Raw genomic sequence first — 18,019 nt, forward strand, 5'->3', positions numbered from 1 at the left:
CGCAAACCGGCCCGATACAAGCCTGACAAGACGCACTCTTTTCCGCAGGATATGGCTCCCATGGCATCGAATCTGGAAACTCTCGTCACGGTTTTCGGCGGATCGGGGTTTTTGGGCCGGAATGTCGTCCGGGCTCTGTGCAAGCGCGATTACCGGGTCCGGGTTGCGGTGCGGCGGCCGGAACTCGCCGGATACCTCCAGCCCTCCGGCCGGGTCGGCCAGGTCCACACCGTGCAGGCGAATCTGCGCTATCCGGCCTCGGTCGAGGCGGCGCTGCGTGATTCGCATGTCGTGATCAATCTGGTCGGGATCCTCGCCGAGGGCGGCGAGCAGACCTTCGACGCCGTCCAGGCCAGAGGGGCCGAGACCGTCGCCAAGGCCGCCGCCGCGGCAGGTAGCCGCCTGGTGCATGTCTCGGCGATCGGCGCCGATGCCGAATCACCCTCCCGCTATGCCAGGGCCAAGGCGGCCGGCGAGGCCGCGGTCTTGGCCGCGGTGCCCTCGGCCACGATCTTCCGCCCCTCCGTGGTGTTCGGCCCCGAGGACCAGTTCACCAACCGCTTTGCCGCGCTGGCCCGGATGTCGCCGGTGCTGCCGCTGATCGGCGGCGAGACCAAGATGCAGCCGGTCTATGTCGGCGACGTCGCCACCGCGATCGCGGATGCCGTCGACGGCAAGACCAAGGCGGGCGCCGCTTACGAGCTCGGCGGGCCGGAAGTGCTGACCATGCGCGAGATCATCGAGGCTATCCTCGCCATCACCGACCGCGAGCGCATGCTGATCCCGCTGTCGTTCGGCCTCGCCCGCTTCAAGGCCGCCTTCCTGCAATTCGCACCGGGCGCGTTCAAGCTGACGCCGGACCAGGTCACGCTGCTCGAGCGCGACAATGTCGTGTCTGATACGGCCAAGGCGGCCGGGCTGACGCTGGAAGGGCTCGGCATATCAGCCGATTCGCTGGAAGCGATCGCCCCGCAATATCTCTGGCGTTTCCGCGCCGCCGGTCAATTCCAGCGCATGGGCGTGTGAAGCACCGCTCTCTCCACCGTCATGGCCGGGCTTGACCCGGCCATCCACGCACATCCGCATTTTCAGCAGGACGTGGATGCCCGGGTCAAGCCCGGGCATGACGAGTTTGGGACAAGCCGGGCCAGACAGCAGACCGCCGCGGCGGCAGCCTCAGAACTTCAGCTTCTTGAACACCGCTTCCGGCAGCGCCTTGATGATCAGCATCACGAGGCGCCATTTGCCGCTGACATAGACGACGTCCGTCTTGTTCTCGACGGCGGCAAGGATGGCATCGCCGACCACCGGCGCTTCGACCGTGAGCGGGCCGATCAGCTTCATGCCTTCGGTCATCTTGGTGCGGACGAAACCGGGCTTCACGGTGACGACATGGACGCCACCGCGACTGGCACGGGCGCGCAGGCCCGACAGGAAGGCGGAGAAGCCGGCTTTCGCCGAGCCGTAGACATAGTTCGAGGCGCGGCCGCGATCGCCGGCGACGGAGGACACGCCGACGATCGTGCCGCTGCCGCGGGTCAAGAACTTCTCCGCAAACAGACCGAGGATCAATGACGGACCTTCGTAGTTGGAGCGCATGATCGTGGTGGCGTGAGCGAGATCGTTCTCGGCGTTCTCCTGTGTGCCCAGCAGGCCGACGATCGAGATGACGACATCGGGCAGCACGGGAAGGCCGGCGACGAACCGATCGAACGCGGCGGTGTCGAGCACATCGAATTGATGGAGGCCGACCTCGACATCGTAGCGCGCGCGAAGATCGGCGGCGTCAAGCTGCAGCGCCGCGACGTCGCGGCCTGCGAGCCCGACATCGTATCCACGCTTGGCAAAGGCGCGCGCGGCGGCGCGACCGATATCGGAGGAGCCACCGAGCACCAGGACGGATTTGCGTGACGTCACGGCCTAGACCTCATCAAGCAGACGCTGTGAAAGTTTCGAACGTATGTTGCCGGCGGGATCGAGCGATTTGCGGATCGCGTTGAAGCGCTGCAAGGCAGGATAGCCCGCCGCGAAGGTCGCGCGCGACTGGCGTGCATCTTTCGCCAGATACAGCCGTCCACCGGCGGCAACGACCAGACGATCGATCTCGTCGAGAAAATTCAGGATGTCGCCCTTGACGGGGAAATCCAACGCCAGCGTGTAGCCGGGCAGCGGGAACGACAGGATGCCGTCGCCCTGGCCGAGCTTCTTGAGCACGGCGAGGAAGGAGGCATCGCCGCGCCGCGCCACGCGATCGAGGATATCGCCGAGCACGGCACGGGCGTTCGCTTCCGGAATCACGCATTGATGCTGCAGGAAGCCGCGCTTGCCGTAGATGCGATTCCAGTCACCGATGCTGTCGAGCGGAAAGAAATACGGATAGAGCGAGACCACGTGGCTGCCGCCGGCGCGCCGCGCGCCCATGCGGTAGTAGAGCTCGTTGAAGGCACGGACGCTGGTGCGGTTCAGCGCCATCGAGGGCAGGTCGACCGGCACGCTGAGGCCGGAACTCCTGCCGACCGGAAATGCGTCGACGCCTTCCGCCAGCTCGTCCCTGCCCGCGTGCTCGCCCAGATAGATCAGCGAACGACCGAGATCGCGCCCTCGTGCCACGCAGTCGATCCAGGCCACCGAATAGGTCGCGTCGTTGCTCGCCTCGAGTGCGCGCATCGCGGCATCGAGATCGGACGCGGAGATCACCCGCTCGCGGATCCACCCCGTCTCGACCCGCCGCAGCCGCATCGTCGCTTCGAGGATGATGCCGGTCAGGCCCATGCCGCCGACGGTCGCAAAGAAGGCGTCGGAATTCTGCTCGCGCGAGGCCTCGATGACATCGCCCTGCCCGGTGCGCAGCAGGAGGCTGTCGACGTAGCGGCCGAAGCCGCCCTCGCAATGATGGTTCTTGCCGTGGACGTCGGCCGCGATGGCGCCGCCGACCGAGACGAACCGCGTGCCGGGCACGACGAAAGGCAGGAAGCCGCGCGGCCCAAAGGTGTCGATCAGGTCCGACAGGAGAACACCGGCCTCGAGGCGGACGCGGCCGGTGGCCGGATCGAACGACCGGACCCGGTCGAAGCCGGTCATCGCGACGGTCCTGACGGCGCCGATCGCGGCATCGCCATAGGCGCGGCCGCTGCCGCGCGCGACGGTGCCGGCCGAGACGGCGTCGCCGACCGCCGCGAACGAGCGCGGCCGCAGCACATCGCTATCGACGACCGGGAAACGCCCCCAGCCGCTGACGAGGGTCATGGTTTCGGCTCCGCCCGCGGGCCACCCCGCTCCGGACACTGCCTACCGGTCAAAAGCTGATATTAGGTTGAAGACGCGGCGGAACGTAGCCCGGATGGAGCGCAGCGTAATCCGGGAATCGTGCCACAAACAATGTCGGCCCCGGATTGCGCTGCGCTCCATCCGGGCTACTGGCTACAGACCTTAAATCTCAATGCCCGAGCGCCAGCGCGATCAGGCCGAGCGTGCCGACGATGACACGCCACCACGCGAACACCACGAAACCGTGCCGGGTGACGTATTCCAGGAACGTCTTGACCACGATGATCGCCGTGATGAACGACACCACGAAGCCGATGGCGACGATGTTCATGTGATCCATCGTCATCTCGGCGCGGTTCTTGTAGAAATCGTAGGCGAACGCGCCGATCATGGTGGGGATGGCGAGGAAGAAGGAAAACTCCGCCGCCGCGCGCTTGTCGGCGCCGAGGAACATCGCGGCGACGATGCTGGCCCCTGAACGCGACACGCCCGGGATCATCGCCACGCATTGCGCGATGCCGATATAGAGATACATCAGCAGCGGGAACCTGGTGGCATCGTGCTCGCGCGGCTTGAGATCGAGCTTGTCGACCCAGAGCAGGATGGCGCCGCCGACGATCAGCGTGAAGCAGACGACCCAGGGATTGAACAGCAGGGTCTTGATGTACTTGCCGGCGACGAGGCCGACGATGACCGCAGGCAAGAAAGCCACCAGCACGCCGATGACGAAGCGCCGCGCATAGGCATCGCCCGTGAAGAAGCCGATGACGACATCCCAGAGCTTCCTGAAATACAGCCCGACGATCGCAAGGATCGCACCCAGCTGGATCAGAACCGTAAACGAATCCCAGAAGGCGCCTTCGCCGAGGTGGAAGAAGCGCTCCGCGAGCAGCAAATGGCCGGTCGAGGATACGGGAAGGAACTCGGTCACACCCTCGATGATGCCGAGGATCACTGCCCGTATTGCGTCTGACATATTTACGGTCCATTTCGGCTGGAAAAGCGGGGCTCTTCTCGCCTATTCGCCCCCATGCCGCAATCGTAAAATGCGAAATCACGCACTTGCTTCGCGGTTTTGAAGGACTAGTGTGGCGCCGCACAAACATTGATGGATTCTTAAGCACCATCAAATAGTCAAAGGCTTCATGTTTACGCTGTTTCATCATCCGTTCTGTCCGCATTCGCGATTCATCCGCCTGATCGCGGGCGAATACGGGCTCGACCTCAAGCTGGTCGAAGAACGCAGCTGGGAACGGCGCGAGGCATTTCTGCTGCTCAACGCAGCCGGCACGACGCCGGTGTTGCTGGACGACGAGCAGCCGCCGATCCCGGGCGCGGCGATCATCGCCGAATATGTCGACGAGGCCTATGGCGCCGAGATGGGACCCAAGCGCCTGATGCCGGAGACGGTCGCCGAGCGCGTCGAGGTGCGCCGGCTGATGGCCTGGTTCAACGAGAAATTCTTCGAGGAGGTCTCGCACCCACTCGTCACCGAGCGCATCTACAAGCGCTTCATGAGCGAGGAGAATGGCGGCGGACCGCCTTCGGCCGACGTGATGCGCGCGGCCAAGGCCAATGTGCGCTATCATCTGGCCTATATCGGCTGGCTGGCGCAGACGCGTAACTTCCTCGCCGGCGACCGGCTCACTTACGCGGATCTCGCCGCCGCGGCGCATCTCTCGGCGATCGACTATCTGGGCGACGTGCCATGGAGCGAGGACGACGCGGCAAAGGCGTGGTACGCGCGGGTGAAATCCCGTCCGTCGTTCCGTCCGCTGCTGAGCGAATGGCTGGCCGGCGTGCCGGCGTCGCGGACTTACGTGGACCTGGATTTCTGAGCTCCGATCCGGCTGAACTGAAAGCGCAGCTCGAACGCGAGGCGCGCGCGCTCGGCTTCGACTGCATCGGCGTCACCGCACCCGGCACGATCGAGGCGGCCGGAAAGCACTTCCTCGAGTTCATTGCCTCCGGCGGCCATGGCGACATGGACTGGCTCGCGAACCAGCCGGAGCGACGTGTCGATCCGCGCGGGCTGTGGGCCGACGTGCGCTCGGTGATCATGCTCGGCGTCAATTACGGTCCCGACCAGGATCCGCTGGCGGTCCTGCAGCAGCGCACACGCGCGGCGATCTCGGTCTATGCGCAGGGCGACGACTATCACGACCTGATCAAGAAGCGGCTGAAGGCACTGGCGCGCTGGCTGGTCGCGACCGCGCCGTCGGACGTGAAAGTATTCGTCGACACCGCGGCGGTGATGGAGAAGCCGCTGGCGCAGACCGCGGGCCTCGGCTGGCAGGGCAAGCACACCAATCTCGTCTCGCGCGAGTTCGGCTCGTGGCTGTTCCTCGGTGCGATCTACACCACGCTCGAGCTGCCGCGTGACGACGCGGAGATCGACCATTGCGGCTCGTGCCAGGCCTGCCTCGACATCTGCCCGACATCGGCGTTTCCCGCGCCCTACAAGCTCGATGCGCGGCGCTGCATCTCGTATCTGACCATCGAGAACAAGGGACCGATCCCGCGCGAATTCCGCAAGGCCATCGGCAACCGCATCTATGGCTGCGACGATTGCCTCGCCGCCTGCCCCTGGAACAAATTCGCGCAAGAAGGACGCGAGGTGAAGCTTGCCGCGCGTGACGAATTGCGCGCGCCTGAGCTTGCGGCACTCGCAAGGCTCGACGACGGCGCGTTTCGTGCGCTGTTCACGAAGTCCCCGGTCAAGCGCATCGGCCGCGACCGCTTCCTGCGCAACGTGCTGATTGCGATCGGCAACTCGGGTGAGATCGCGCTGGCGGACGAGGCCCGGCGACGGCTGGATGATGCGAGCCCGCTGGTGCGCGGCGCCGCAGTGTGGGCGCTGGGGCAGTTGACGTCCCGCGAAGAGTTTGCGGCGATGAAGTCTGCCGCGGCGAGCAGCGAGCACGACGACCACGTGCGCGAGGAGTGGCAGGCCGCTTCCTGACTTGATTTCCCCGCGCGTTTCTTCAATCTCGCGCGCATGACAACAGACATGCCTTTCTTCACCCGCGAGGGCGATACATTCCATCCGACGGAAGTGGCGAACGGTCCGTGGGACCCGAAATCGCTGCACGGACGCGTCATCGTCGGCCTGCTCGGCTTTGCCATCGAGGAGCGCCATTCCGGCCCCGAATTCGTGCCGGCGCGGCTCACCGTCGACATGTTTCGGCTGCCGACCATCGACAAGCCGATCGAGGTGACGACGCGCCTGGTGCGCGACGGTCTGCGCATTCGCGTGGTGGAAGCGGAGTTCGTCTCCGGCGGCGTCAGCATGGCGCGCGCCTCGTGCCAATTGCTGCGCAAAACGCAAAATCCCGATGGCAATGTCTGGTCGCCGCCGAACTGGGAGGTGCCGAAGCCGGCCGATATTGCAAAGCCGACCGATCCCAGGCTCGGCATGAACGGCAAATGGACGACGCGGCCAATCGTCGGCCATATGGGCTCGCTCGGACCGCGACGCCTCTGGATGAGCGAGGTCCGCGAGCTCGTTGCGGGCGTTGCGATGACACCGTTCGTCCATGTCGCCGTGGGCGCCGATTTCGCCAGCCCGTTTGCGAACGCCGGCGACAAGGGCCTCGGCTACATCAACAGCGACGTGACGATCTATCTGCACCGCCTGCCGGTGACGAAGTGGATCGGCTTCGACGTGGTAAACCATCAGGCGACCGAGGGCGTCGCGATCGGTGAGTGCTGGCTCTACGACGAAGCGGGCCCGATCGGCACCGCGACGGTTGCCGCGCTGGCGCAGCGCAAGCCGATGGCCAATCCGTCGAAGCGATAGGAGCGCTCCCCTCGTCATTCCGGGGCGCGACGAAGTCGCGAGCCAGGAATCCATCGGGCGGCAGAGTTTGCTGATGAATGGATCCCGGGTTCGCGCCAAGTGGCGCGCCCCGGAATGACGAGAGGAGAGACCTACGCCAGATGCCGCTGCATCTCCGGTCGCACCTTCAGCGCGGCGCCCTGCTTGGCGACGATCTTGGCGATCCGTTCCGGCGCGAATTTCAGGTCGACGAATGCCGGCGCGGTGTTGGCGACCTCGTGATAGCTCGCGATCTTGCCTTCCTTCAGCGTCATGATCGCGACACCCTCAAACATCGCCCGCGCCCCGTTCGCTTCCGGCAGGGTTGATTTGTAGCTGAACGTGTAGCGCGCGTAGAGCGTGGTGCCGTCAGACACGGGATCATGCATGTCCCAGCGGAAGTCGGTCGCCGTGCGATAGAACCAGTCGTCGATCATTTCGGCGATCTTCGCGCGGCCTGCGAAGGCGCCGTAGAAGACGTCGTGATAGACGCCGTCTTCGGTGAACAGCTCGGCAAACGCACGGCCATTGCGCTGCTCGACGGCATCGCAGAACGCGCGCAGCATGGCGGTCGTGGTCATTGGCGTTGCTCCCAATTGTTGTGCCCTCTCCCCTTGTGGGAGAGGGCAGCTCCGCTGGTCGACGCGCATTCACTTGGGTGAGGGGTCGCTTCCGCGAATCGAGCTCGTGGAAAGAACCCCTCATCCGGCGCTGCGCGCCACCTTCCCCCACAAGGGGGGAAGGAAGAAGTCACCCGATCTCGGCGACCGCGGCAAGAATGCGCGCGATGTCCTGCGGGCGGGAGAGGCGGTGGTCGCCATCCTGGATCATGGTCAGCACCACGTCGTCAGCCGGCAGGCGATGCGTCAGCGCGAAGGCGTGCTGCCAGGGCACGTCGGGATCCTGCGCGCCCTGCAGGATGCAGACCGGGCAACCGAGATCGATGGCGCTGCCGAGCACGAGGTGATTGCGCCCCTCCTCGATCAGGTTCCGCGTGATCGGATAGGGCGAACCGTCGCCGTAGTCCGACGGCCGCAGCCAGAAGCCTTTGCTCTCGATCTCCTTCTTCACCGCGGGCGGAAACTTCTTCCACATCAGCTCTTCGGTGAAGTCGGGCGCCGGCGCGATCAGCACGAGGCCAGCCAGCGACCCCTTGCTGGATCGCTTCTTGATCTCGCGCGCGAGCAGCAGCGCCATCCAGCCGCCCATGGATGAGCCGATCAGGACCTGCGGACCGTCGCAGAAGCGTTCGAATACCGCGACGCTATCCTCGAGCCAGCTGCCGATGGTGCCGTCAGCGAAATCACCGCCGGATTCGCCGTGGCCGGAATAGTCGAACCGGACCATGGCGCGGCCATGATCCCGGGCCCAGCCATCCAGCGCCACGGCCTTGCCGCCCTGCATGTCCGACTTGAATCCGCCCAGCCAGACCAGGCCGGGCCCCTTCCCGGCACGGTGGCGCACCGCGATCCTGCGTGCGGACGGGCCCTCGCCCAATTCGATGAAGTCGAGCACGGCATCGGCAATTGCATCGGTCATGGAACGTTTACTCTGGCTTTGCAGTTTGAGCTGTCAGGGGCGCCTCCAGCGAGGCGACCGGACGTGTGTCATTGGCCCTTTGGGACGCTTGCGGAACAGAAGCAAGGTGTCTATGTCGATCAGCGTGCCCAGGCGTGACCAAAATGCCTCGCATTTGAGGGTTTTTCACTTGCCGCACGAGCGACTTGCTTGCCGGCAACCGCATCTTCCTTCAAGATAGCCGCTTCTTTCACAACCTTGGAGAACCACCCATTCGCCGTCCCAATAAAGCCCCGCCCGTTGCCAGCAAAGACGGGCCGCGCATCAATGATGATATTCGCAACGCGCAGATCCAGCTGATCGATCAGACCGGTGACAACAAAGGCACGGTCGAGACCGTCGTCGCCATCCGCATGGCCCAGGAAGCTGGCATGGATCTGGTCGAGATTTCGCCGAATACCAGCCCTCCCGTCTGCAAGATCATGGACTACGGGAAGTATAAGTATTCCGCCCAGAAAAAAGCTGCCGAAGCCCGCAAGCGGCAGAAGATCGTCGAGATCAAGGAGATCAAGCTCCGCCCGATGATCGACGACCACGATTACGACGTGAAGATGCGCGCAATGCAGCGGTTTTTCGAAGAAGGCGACAAGGTCAAGATCACGCTGCGATACCGCGGCCGCGAAATGGCGCACCAGGAGATCGGCACCAAGCTGCTGGACAAGATCAAGACCGACGTGGCCGAGCTCGCCAAGGTCGAGCAGGACGCGCGCTTCGAGGGCCGTCAGGTCGTCATGGTGCTGGCGCCGCGCTGACGGCAGCCGTTTGAGACTTGGAATTCAACGGCCCGTCCGGATCTCCGGCGGGCCGTTTTGTTTTTTGGGCGAGGCGCAAACCGCGGGCGCTGCACCCTCCCAGGCGGGGGACGGGGCGCACCACCTTCCCGGCGACTACGTCCGCGTCGCCTGCCAGGTACCGCTGCACTGGTCGCCGGAAATGACGCCCTTCCAGGAGCCGGTGCCGTTCGCGCCGGCAAGCCGGCCGCCGCCGCTGGCATGGGAGGCGCCGACCGAGACCTGGACGGCGACGGCGCCGCCGCGATTGACCCTGCCGGAGACCCGGCCTCCGCCGGCGGAGGAGACCCGGCTGCCGGTGACGGTGAAGGGGACGCTGTAGCCGGAGCTGCAATTGCCCCGTGTGGTGGCGAAGGTGACGTTCCAGATGCCGTCATAGCCGGCGCCGCGGGCGTCGGCCGTCGATGGCAGCACGGCCGTGGCGAGCACGGCGAGCAGCGCCAGATGGCGCGGGCGAGCAAAATCGGTCAGAGACGAAAGCGATTGGGGGAAATGAGCCATTTTGGTCCTGCTCCAGGCGACAAACTTGGACATGAAGGTAGCAATTCCGAATAGTCGGCGGCCAGGTTCCACCGGTTCATCGTTGCCAATTCGCCCGTTTCCTGTCATAAGCCCGGCCTTCATCGCCCGGCTGATTAAGGGCTGCCGTGGCGGTGTTTCGTGCGGGCTTTGCGCTTGTTCGCAAAAACCTGAGCACAATCAACGCTCTAACGAGCATTTTTGACGGCCAGCCGCCTTCGCGGGCGGAGTTCTGTGGCCATTAGGAGAGCCAAATGCCCAAGCTGAAGACCAAATCGGGCGCCAAAAAGCGCTTCAAGGTGACTGCCACCGGCAAAGTGATGTTCGCCCATCGCGGCAAGCGTCACGGCATGATCAAGCGGACGAAGAAGCAGATCCGTCAGCTGCGCGGCACCGCCGTGCTGTTCAAGACCGACGGCGACAACGTCAAGAAGTACTTCTTGCCGAACGCCTGATCGCGTCCAGCGATCGTCCAAGATCATTGCCAGCTCCGCCGCGTCTGTCGCGGCGATCCGAAAACAAGTCATCTCTGAAGGATATTCGTCATGGCACGCGTCAAACGCGGTGTGACCGCCCACGCCAAGCACAAGAAAGTCTACAAGGCCGCCAAGGGCTTCTACGGCCGCCGCAAGAACACCATCCGCGCCGCCAAGCCGGCCGTGGAGAAGGCCCAGCAATACGCCTTCCGCGACCGCAAGCGTAAGAAGCGGACGTTCCGCGCGCTCTGGATCCAGCGCATCAACGCTGCCGTCCGTCCGTTCGGACTGACCTACAGCAAATTCATCGACGGCATGGCCAAGTCTGGGATCACCGTGGACCGCAAGGTGCTGTCGGATCTCGCGATCAGCGAGCCTGCGGCGTTCCAGGCGATCGCCGAGAAGGCCAAAGCCGCCCTTGCGGCGTAATACGGCGAAGGCCGCTCTGGCGGCCCGAGGCTCGCGCTAGCGGGCCCTCTGGCCCGCAGCCTTCAGTGCGCGTTGCGAGGTGCGCTGGGCGACCTCCGCCCGGCAAAAAGCTGCAAACGAGAGATACATGGTGCCGGACTTGTTCCGGTACTTCTGATCGCAGGCGCGCATTTCGCGTTTGTATGCCTGCTGCTGCGCCGTGTTGAGACCCGGCAGGAAGTCCGCCTCGCACTTCTTTTCGACGGCGGCGCCGAGCTGGACGTCCCCGCTCGCCGTCAATTGGCAATCCTGAAACACCTTCATCGCGCTTTCGCAGCTCTTCTGCTTGGTGATGGTGTCGACGACCTCATCCAGCGTCATGGATGTCTCCATGCAGACCATGGCGCGCGCAGGGGTGCCTGCGACCGACAGGACGCCCGCCAGAACGGCAAGAAGAACGGCAGCACAGGATCTGGAAAGCATCGCGAAAGTCTCCTCGTACCGTCGTTGGTCCCGGGCCCCCGCGTGAGGTTCAACCCAGCCGTTCCAGGCCGAACATGACCGGCTTTTCGCTTGACGTTACCGCCTTCCGGCGGCGACAACCCAGCCGAATTTGGAGCCAAGGATTTGACAGTGTCCGACCTCGCAACGCTCGAAACATCCATCCTCGACCAGATCGCCGCCGCCGGCGACGAAGCCGCGCTCGAAGCCGTGCGGGTCGCAGCGCTCGGCAAGAAGGGCTCGATCTCGGCGCTGCTCGCCACGCTCGGCAAGATGTCGCCCGACGAGCGCAAGACGCAGGGTGCGGCGATCAACCAGGCCAAGGACAAGGTCACCGAGGCGCTCGCCGCAAGGCGCGACGTGCTGAAATCGGCCGCGCTCGATGCCCGGCTTGCATCCGAGACCGTCGACGTCACGCTGCCGCTGCGCGAGGCGCCGACCGAAGCCGGCCGCATCCATCCGCTGAGCCAGGTCTGGGACGAGCTGACCACGATCTTCGCCGACATGGGATTCTCGGTCGCCGAAGGCCCGGATATCGAGACCGACGATTACAACTTCACCAAGCTGAATTTTCCGGAAGGCCATCCGGCGCGCGAGATGCACGACACGTTCTTCTTCCATCCGAAGGAAGACGGCTCGCGCATGCTGCTGCGAACCCACACCTCGCCGGTGCAGGTGCGCACCATGCTGAGCCAGAAGCCGCCGATCCGCGTGATCTGCCCGGGCCGGACCTACCGCATCGATTCGGACGCGACCCACACGCCGCAATTCCACCAGGTCGAGGGCCTCGTCATCGACAAGACCTCGCATCTCGGCCACCTCAAATGGATCCTGCACGAGTTCTGCAAGGCATTCTTCGAGGTCGACCACATCAACATGCGCTTCCGCCCGTCGTTCTTCCCGTTCACCGAGCCGTCGCTGGAAGTCGACATCCAGTGCCGCCGCGACAAGGGCGAGATCCGCTTCGGCGAGGGTGAGGACTGGCTGGAGATTCTCGGCTGCGGCATGGTGCATCCAAACGTGCTGCGCGCCTGCGGCATCGATCCCGACGAGTACCAGGGCTTTGCCTGGGGCATGGGCATCGACCGCATCGCCATGCTGAAATACGGCATTGCCGATCTGCGCCAGCTGTTCGACAGCGACGTCCGCTGGCTGAGCCACTACGGCTTCAAGCCGCTCGAAGTGCCAACGCTTGCCGGAGGGCTGAGCTCGTGATGGGCCTGCTCGGATATACGCCAGCAACAGCTCTCTCCGTTCCCATTGCGGAGACAGCCCTCTCCCTGACCCTCCCCCGCAAGCGGGGGAGGGAACGGATAGAGCGAGCGCGTGGCGTTTGCCTCATGGGCACGTATTCTCTGACCGCGCGACAGGTCGGACTCCCTCCCCCGCTTGCGGGGGAGGGCTGGGGTGAGGGTTTCTCCGCGATGGGGCTGCCAATGGTCGATCCTGATCATCCGGACTGGGAAGTATCGGCTCGCCTACGTGCAAATGCCCGCGTGCTCCGACGCAACTCAACCGACGCCGAGCGGATTCTCTGGTCGGAGCTACGCGGCGGCCGGTTGAACGGCGCGACCTTCCGGCGCCAGGTGCCAATTGAAAATTATATCGCCGACTTCGTCTGCCACATGGCGAAGCTCGTCATAGAGCTCGATGGCGGCCAGCACTTCTCTGACGAAGGTGAGCGCGCAGATGCTCATCGCTCCACTGTCATCGAAGCTCGAGGCTTCAAAGTGCTTCGCTTCAGCAATCTCGACGTCATGACCAATCGTGGCGGCGTTCTCGAGACAATCGCGACCACCGTCGCGGAGAGAGCCCCCACCCCAGCCCTCCCCCGCAAGCGGGAGAGGGAGCAGACCGTCTCCGTGGAGAAGAAGCAGCCATGAAATTCACCCTCTCCTGGCTGAAGGACCATCTCGAGACCGACGAGCCGCTGGACAAGCTCGCCGAGAAGCTCACCATGATCGGGCTCGAGGTCGAGAACATCGAGGACAAGGCGAAGGCGCTGAAGCCGTTCACCATTGCGAAGGTGATCTCGGCCGAGCAGCATCCGAATGCGGATCGCCTGCGCGTCTGCATGGTCGACACCGGCGACGGCGGTGCGCCGGTGCAGGTCGTGTGCGGCGCACCGAATGCGCGTGCGGGTCTCGTCAGCGTGTTCTCGCCGCCCGGCACCTACATTCCCGGCAAGGACATCACGCTTGGTGTGGGCACCATCCGCGGCGTCGAGAGCCGCGGCATGCTGTGTTCGGCGGCCGAGCTGCAGATCTCCAACGACCATGACGGCATCATGGAATTGCCCACGGATGCGCCGATCGGCGCTGCTTACGCCGAATGGGCCGGGCTCGGCGATCCCGTGGTCGAGATCAATCTGACGCCGAACCGGCAGGATTGCACCGGCGTGCACGGCATCGCGCGCGACCTCGCCGCCGCCGACATGGGCAAGTTCAAGGACCCCGTCATCAAGCCGATCAAGGGCGAATTCCCCTGCCCCGTGAAGGTCACGGTCGAGGACGCCAATTTGTGTCCAGGCTTCGCGCTTCGGCTCGTGCGCGGTGTGAAGAACGGGCCGTCGCCGGAATGGCTCCAGAAGCGGCTGACCGCGATCGGCCTGCGCCCAATCAACGCGCTGGTCGACATCACCAACTTCATGACCTACGACCGCGCGCGGCCGCTGCACGTGTTCGACGCCAGGAAGGTGAAGGGCAATCTCGTGGTGCGCCGCGCCCGCGACGGCGAGACGCTGCTTGCGCTCGACGGCCGCACCTACAATCTCGATCCCGCGACTTGCGTGATCGCGGACGAGCACGGCGTCGAATCGCTCGCCGGCATCATGGGCGGCGAAGCGTCGGGCTGCGACGAGAACACCACCGACGTGCTGATCGAATCGGCGCTGTGGAACGAGATCAACATCGCCCAGACCGGCCGCAAGCTCGGCATCAATTCGGACGCGCGCTACCGCTTCGAGCGCGGCGTCGATCCAGCCTTCATGGTGCCCGGTCTGGAACTGGCGACGAAACTCGTGATGGAGATGTGCGGCGGCACGCCGTCCGAGAATGTCGTGGTCGGCAAGTCCTTCGGCGACGACCGCGTGATCGAATTCCCGATCACCGAGGTCAGGCGCCTCTCCGGCATCGAGGTGCCGCAGCCGGAGATGAAGCGCATCCTGACGCATCTCGGCTTCATGATGGCGGGCCCGGGCCCGGTCGTGAAGGTCGCGGTGCCCTCGTGGCGCTCCGACGTGCACGGCAAGGCCGACATCGTCGAGGAGATCGTCCGCATCTTCGGCGTCGACAAGGTGCCGATGACGCCGTTCGAGCGCGGCGAGGATGCGCGTAAGCCGGTGCTGACGCAGCTGCAGCTGCGCACGCGCCGCGCCCGGCGCGCGCTGGCAAGCCGCGGCATCATCGAGGCCGTGACCTGGTCGTTCATCACGAAAGCTGCGGCCGAATTGTTCGGAGGCGGCCAGCGCGAGCTAGAAGTGGCCAACCCGATCGCATCTGATCTCTCCGACATGCGTCCGACGTTGCTCGCGGGCCTGATCGGGGCAGCTCAAGCCAACGCCAATCGCGGCGTGAACGATGTCGCGCTGTTCGAGGTCGGTCAGATCTTCAAGGGAGACCGTCCGCAGGACCAGTTCCTGGCGGCGAGCGGTGTTCGCCGCGGCTTTGCGTCGTCGGAAGGTCTCGGACGGCACTGGACCGGCTCGGCGCAGGCCGATGTGTTCGACGCCAAGGCCGATGCGCTGGCGGTGCTGGCAGCAAGCGGCGCGCCGATGCAGGCCCTGCAGATCGTCGCTGGCGGCCCGAAATGGCTGCATCCCGGCCGCTCCGGCACGATCCAGATCGGGCCGCAAAACGTGCTCGGCTATTTCGGCGAAGTGCATCCGCGCGCGCTGGAGGCTCTCGGCGCCGACGGTCCGCTTGTCGTGTTCGAGGTGATCCTCGACCGTATCCCAGAGGCCAAGAAGAAGCCGACCCGCGCAAAACCCGTGATCGAGCTGTCGGCATTCCAGCCCGTGTCGCGCGACTTCGCCTTCATCGTCGACCGCGGCGTAAAGGCCGCCGACATCGTCCGCGCCGCCCAGGGTGTCGACAAGAAGCTGATTGCCGGCGTAAACGTCTTCGACGTCTACGAGGGCAAGGGCATCGACGACGGCAAGAAGTCGATCGCGGTCGCGGTCACGCTCCAGCCGCGCGAGAAGACGCTGACCGACCAGGAAATCGACGGTGTCGCGGCGAAGATCGTCGCCGAGGTCACGAAGAAGACCGGCGGCGTCCTGCGCGGATGACCTTCGCGGATTTCCTTCCGAAGGACGTCAGCCTCACCATTGCGATGGCGCTCTGCGCCGTCGCTTTCGTTTCGGGCACCGCCCGCGGCTTCTCCGGCTTCGGCTCGGCGCTGATCTTCATGCCGCTCGCGAGCAGCATTGCCGCGCCACGGCTGGTCGCGGCGCTCCTTCTCGTCATCGATTTCGTCGCGGCGGCGCCGCTGCTGCCGGACGCGTGGCGGAAGGCTGACCGCAAGGCGACCGCCGTGATCGTGCTGGGCGCGCTGGTCGGCGTGCCCGTCGGCACCTATTTCCTCAGCGTGCTGGAGCCCGTCACCACGCGCTGGATCATCTCCGGCTTCGTCGCCGCGCTGCTGCTTCTGCTGCTGTCGGGCTGGCGCTATCGCGGCAAGGATCACGCCTGGCTCTCGGTCGGCATCGGCGGCCTCTCCGGCTTCTGCAGCGGCCTTGCGCAGACCGGCGGCCCGCCGATCGTCGGCTATTGGCTGGGACGCCCGATCGCGCCGATCGTGGCGCGCGCCAATATATTGCTGTTCTTCGGCGCGTCGGATCTGTTCTCGATGATCAGTTACGCGTCCACGGGACTGATCTCGCGCGAGTCACTCTTGCTCTCGCTGATCGTCGGGCCGGTCTATGCGATCGGCGTCGCCTTCGGCGCCTCGCTGTTCGGACGTACCAGCGAAAAGGTGTTTCGCGGCATCTGCTATGCGCTGATTGCGATAGCGGTGATCGCCGGGCTGCCGGTGCTGGACGGAATTTTGCGGTGACTCTCTCTACGGGTCGTCCCTGCGTTCGCAGGGACGACAGTTGGTGGCGAGCTTAGTTGGGCCTACTGCCGCGGCACGCGCCGCTTCTTCATCGACTGCGTCGGCACGTCGGGCTCGTCTTTCAGCGCGCCGATCTTGCGCAAGGCCGCGTCCGCGGCGCGCTCGCCGCTTTCCCAGGCGCCGTCGACCGTGCCCCACAGCGTCTCATGGGTTGCTTCGCCGGCGAGGAACAGATTGCCGATCGGTTCGGTCAGGATCTTTCGTGAAAGCTGGCCGCCGGGAGAAGCCGCCGACATCGCGCCCATCACGTAAGGTGACGCATTCCAGCGCGTCGCGCTGGTCTTCTGCACGGCGGACGCGGCTTCGCTGCCGAACAGCTTTGTGATCCATTCCTGCGCGAAGGCCGCCATCGCCTTCTCGCCCTGCTCGGAAAGATCGCGGCCGAACGCACCGCCGACGTCGATCGAGCAGAGCGAGGAGCCGCCGATATTGGCGAACATCAGCGCCGTGCGGGTCGAATTGCTCTGCTCGATGAGGATATCGTCGCGCGACAGGCCGAGCGGATTTCCCGGCAGTTGCAGCGCGATGCGGTCGTAGCTGCCGAGGCCGAGTTTCGACGCCGCGTCCAAGGTGCGTTTGGGAATATCGGGCGTGAACTTGATCATGCCCGATGTCAGCACGTTGGTGGAGACCGTGACGATGACGGCGCGCGCGGCGATCTTGCCGGCTTGCGTCTCGACGCTGACGTCGCGGTTGCTCCAGGCGATCCGGCTCGCCGCCGTCGACAGCGCCACCGGCGCCTGCTCGCCGAGCTTCGTGATCAGCGTGCCCAGGCCCTGACGGCAGGCAATGGCCGCGTTGCGGTCCTGCGCGCGCCCCTTGTCGATCGCGGAGAGATCCTTCAAGTCCTTGCCGGCAAAGCCCGCGCCGAGCATGAACTCGGCGGCGCCCGCCCAGTCGCCGAGATCCTTGGGCAGCACGGAGGCGCAGGAGGTATCCAGCTTGGCCCGCGAGGCCTCGTCGATGGCGCGATTGGCGCGCACCAGCGCCGCCAAAAACTGCTCGGTCTCGCCCGCGCGCGCGTTGCGACGGCCGATGCGCATCTTCTGGCCCGTGGGGGCCGGCAGCACATCCAGCCCGACACTGCGCGCAAGCCGGATCATCGGATTGGTGTCGGGATTGTGCATCCAGCGCGCGCCACGCTCGAACGGCACCTCGAAGGTGGTGCTGTCGGTGATACAGCGGCCGCCGATCTGGGCTCCCGCTTCCACCACGATGACCTTGCGGCCCGTTGCCATGATGCGCCGGGCTGCGGCAATACCGGCAGCCCCCGCACCGATCACGACGATGTCAGCCTCGCGCGGCAGGGGCGCGGCGCCTGCGCGCAGGACCGGCAGCGCGGCAACAGCCGCCGACGCGACAAGGAAACCGCGGCGCGTGATTGTCATGTCATGGTTTCCGAGGACTTGCGGCTGACGGGAACACTCGGCGAACCTTGCCGTATCTGATGTTGCACGGCAACCATCATGGTGAATCAATCGTGCTTGACCTCACGGACTGATGAACCGAATCGCAAGACGTTTCGACCATGATAGAGAAGGGAAAAA

Annotated in this window: 19 protein-coding genes; 11 read left to right on the forward strand and 8 right to left on the reverse strand. The window is 65.1% G+C overall.

Annotated elements, in window-relative coordinates; genetic code table 11:
• Positions 1–60: 60 nt before the first annotated feature.
• Complete coding sequence (locus TSA1_RS19775) at positions 61–1,026, forward strand: complex I NDUFA9 subunit family protein (RefSeq protein WP_100181226.1); 966 nt, start codon at positions 61–63, stop codon at positions 1,024–1,026.
• Between the two features lie 150 nt (positions 1,027–1,176).
• Here TSA1_RS19775 and TSA1_RS19785 read toward each other — a convergent pair whose 3' ends face one another.
• From TSA1_RS19785 to TSA1_RS19795, 3 genes are all read right to left on the reverse strand, one after another.
• Positions 1,177–1,917, reverse strand: coding sequence for an SDR family oxidoreductase (locus TSA1_RS19785; RefSeq protein WP_100177818.1), 741 nt, complete (start codon positions 1,915–1,917; stop codon positions 1,177–1,179).
• A gap of 3 nt (positions 1,918–1,920) precedes the next feature.
• Positions 1,921–3,246, reverse strand: coding sequence for an FAD-binding oxidoreductase (locus TSA1_RS19790; RefSeq protein ID WP_100177819.1), 1,326 nt, complete (start codon positions 3,244–3,246; stop codon positions 1,921–1,923).
• Between the two features lie 190 nt (positions 3,247–3,436).
• Complete coding sequence (locus TSA1_RS19795; RefSeq protein ID WP_100177820.1) at positions 3,437–4,243, reverse strand: undecaprenyl-diphosphate phosphatase; 807 nt, start codon at positions 4,241–4,243, stop codon at positions 3,437–3,439.
• A gap of 169 nt (positions 4,244–4,412) precedes the next feature.
• Between TSA1_RS19795 and TSA1_RS19800 the strand changes: the two genes are divergently transcribed.
• The 3 genes from TSA1_RS19800 to TSA1_RS19810 are packed head-to-tail and all read left to right on the forward strand — an operon-like array spanning position 4,413 to position 7,066.
• A complete protein-coding gene (locus TSA1_RS19800) occupies positions 4,413–5,105 on the forward strand; it encodes a glutathione S-transferase family protein (RefSeq protein WP_097663303.1) in 693 nt (230 codons plus the stop codon).
• Entirely contained in the window at positions 5,054–6,229 is a 1,176-nt protein-coding gene (gene queG / locus TSA1_RS19805; protein ID WP_100177821.1) for a tRNA epoxyqueuosine(34) reductase QueG, read from the forward strand. The genes TSA1_RS19800 and queG overlap by 52 nt, the downstream gene beginning before the upstream one ends.
• A gap of 48 nt (positions 6,230–6,277) precedes the next feature.
• Entirely contained in the window at positions 6,278–7,066 is a 789-nt protein-coding gene (locus TSA1_RS19810; protein ID WP_174718984.1) for an acyl-CoA thioesterase domain-containing protein, read from the forward strand.
• A gap of 131 nt (positions 7,067–7,197) precedes the next feature.
• Here TSA1_RS19810 and TSA1_RS19815 read toward each other — a convergent pair whose 3' ends face one another.
• Together TSA1_RS19815 and TSA1_RS19820 are read right to left on the reverse strand one after the other, a co-directional pair.
• Positions 7,198–7,665, reverse strand: coding sequence for a nuclear transport factor 2 family protein (locus TSA1_RS19815; RefSeq protein ID WP_174718985.1), 468 nt, complete (start codon positions 7,663–7,665; stop codon positions 7,198–7,200).
• 169 nt (positions 7,666–7,834) lie between these two features.
• Positions 7,835–8,623, reverse strand: coding sequence for an alpha/beta hydrolase (locus TSA1_RS19820; RefSeq protein ID WP_100177824.1), 789 nt, complete (start codon positions 8,621–8,623; stop codon positions 7,835–7,837).
• Between the two features lie 251 nt (positions 8,624–8,874).
• Here TSA1_RS19820 and infC point away from each other — a divergent pair, with 251 nt between their 5' ends.
• Entirely contained in the window at positions 8,875–9,414 is a 540-nt protein-coding gene (infC, locus tag TSA1_RS19825) for a translation initiation factor IF-3 (RefSeq protein WP_082884999.1), read from the forward strand.
• 135 nt (positions 9,415–9,549) lie between these two features.
• Here infC and TSA1_RS19830 read toward each other — a convergent pair whose 3' ends face one another.
• Positions 9,550–9,954 (reverse strand): hypothetical protein, encoded by a 405-nt coding sequence (locus TSA1_RS19830; RefSeq protein WP_100181227.1) that lies wholly within the window; start codon positions 9,952–9,954, stop codon positions 9,550–9,552.
• Positions 9,955–10,226: 272 nt separating this feature from the next.
• Here TSA1_RS19830 and rpmI point away from each other — a divergent pair, with 272 nt between their 5' ends.
• Both rpmI and rplT read left to right on the forward strand, forming a co-directional pair.
• Positions 10,227–10,427: a 50S ribosomal protein L35 gene (rpmI, locus tag TSA1_RS19835; protein ID WP_008143958.1), complete on the forward strand. Its 201-nt coding sequence runs from the start codon at positions 10,227–10,229 to the stop codon at positions 10,425–10,427.
• Positions 10,428–10,517: 90 nt separating this feature from the next.
• Positions 10,518–10,877 (forward strand): 50S ribosomal protein L20, encoded by a 360-nt coding sequence (gene rplT / locus TSA1_RS19840; RefSeq protein ID WP_097663298.1) that lies wholly within the window; start codon positions 10,518–10,520, stop codon positions 10,875–10,877.
• A 36-nt stretch (positions 10,878–10,913) separates the two neighbouring features.
• Here the strand turns inward: rplT and TSA1_RS19845 are convergent, their stop codons facing one another.
• Positions 10,914–11,339: a hypothetical protein gene (locus TSA1_RS19845; protein ID WP_100177825.1), complete on the reverse strand. Its 426-nt coding sequence runs from the start codon at positions 11,337–11,339 to the stop codon at positions 10,914–10,916.
• Between the two features lie 150 nt (positions 11,340–11,489).
• On the opposite strand from TSA1_RS19845, the gene pheS reads away from it, so the two are divergent.
• The 4 genes from pheS (at position 11,490) to TSA1_RS19865 (ending at position 16,412) form a co-directional block, all read left to right on the forward strand.
• Complete coding sequence (gene pheS / locus TSA1_RS19850; protein WP_100177826.1) at positions 11,490–12,572, forward strand: phenylalanine--tRNA ligase subunit alpha; 1,083 nt, start codon at positions 11,490–11,492, stop codon at positions 12,570–12,572.
• A 221-nt stretch (positions 12,573–12,793) separates the two neighbouring features.
• Positions 12,794–13,240: an endonuclease domain-containing protein gene (locus TSA1_RS19855; protein WP_100181228.1), complete on the forward strand. Its 447-nt coding sequence runs from the start codon at positions 12,794–12,796 to the stop codon at positions 13,238–13,240.
• On the forward strand, positions 13,237–15,645 hold the full coding sequence (gene pheT, locus TSA1_RS19860; protein WP_100177827.1) for a phenylalanine--tRNA ligase subunit beta: 2,409 nt from the start codon (positions 13,237–13,239) through the stop codon (positions 15,643–15,645). The genes TSA1_RS19855 and pheT overlap by 4 nt, the downstream gene beginning before the upstream one ends.
• Entirely contained in the window at positions 15,642–16,412 is a 771-nt protein-coding gene (locus tag TSA1_RS19865; RefSeq protein ID WP_100177828.1) for a sulfite exporter TauE/SafE family protein, read from the forward strand. The genes pheT and TSA1_RS19865 overlap by 4 nt, the downstream gene beginning before the upstream one ends.
• A gap of 62 nt (positions 16,413–16,474) precedes the next feature.
• On the opposite strand, the gene TSA1_RS19870 is transcribed toward TSA1_RS19865, so the two are convergent.
• Positions 16,475–17,860, reverse strand: a complete 1,386-nt coding sequence (locus TSA1_RS19870; RefSeq protein WP_100177829.1) for a flavin monoamine oxidase family protein — start codon at positions 17,858–17,860, stop codon at positions 16,475–16,477.
• Between the last annotated feature and the right edge of the window lie 159 nt (positions 17,861–18,019).

The sequence above is a fragment of the Bradyrhizobium nitroreducens genome (assembly GCF_002776695.1).
Taxonomy (GTDB): domain Bacteria; phylum Pseudomonadota; class Alphaproteobacteria; order Rhizobiales; family Xanthobacteraceae; genus Bradyrhizobium; species Bradyrhizobium nitroreducens.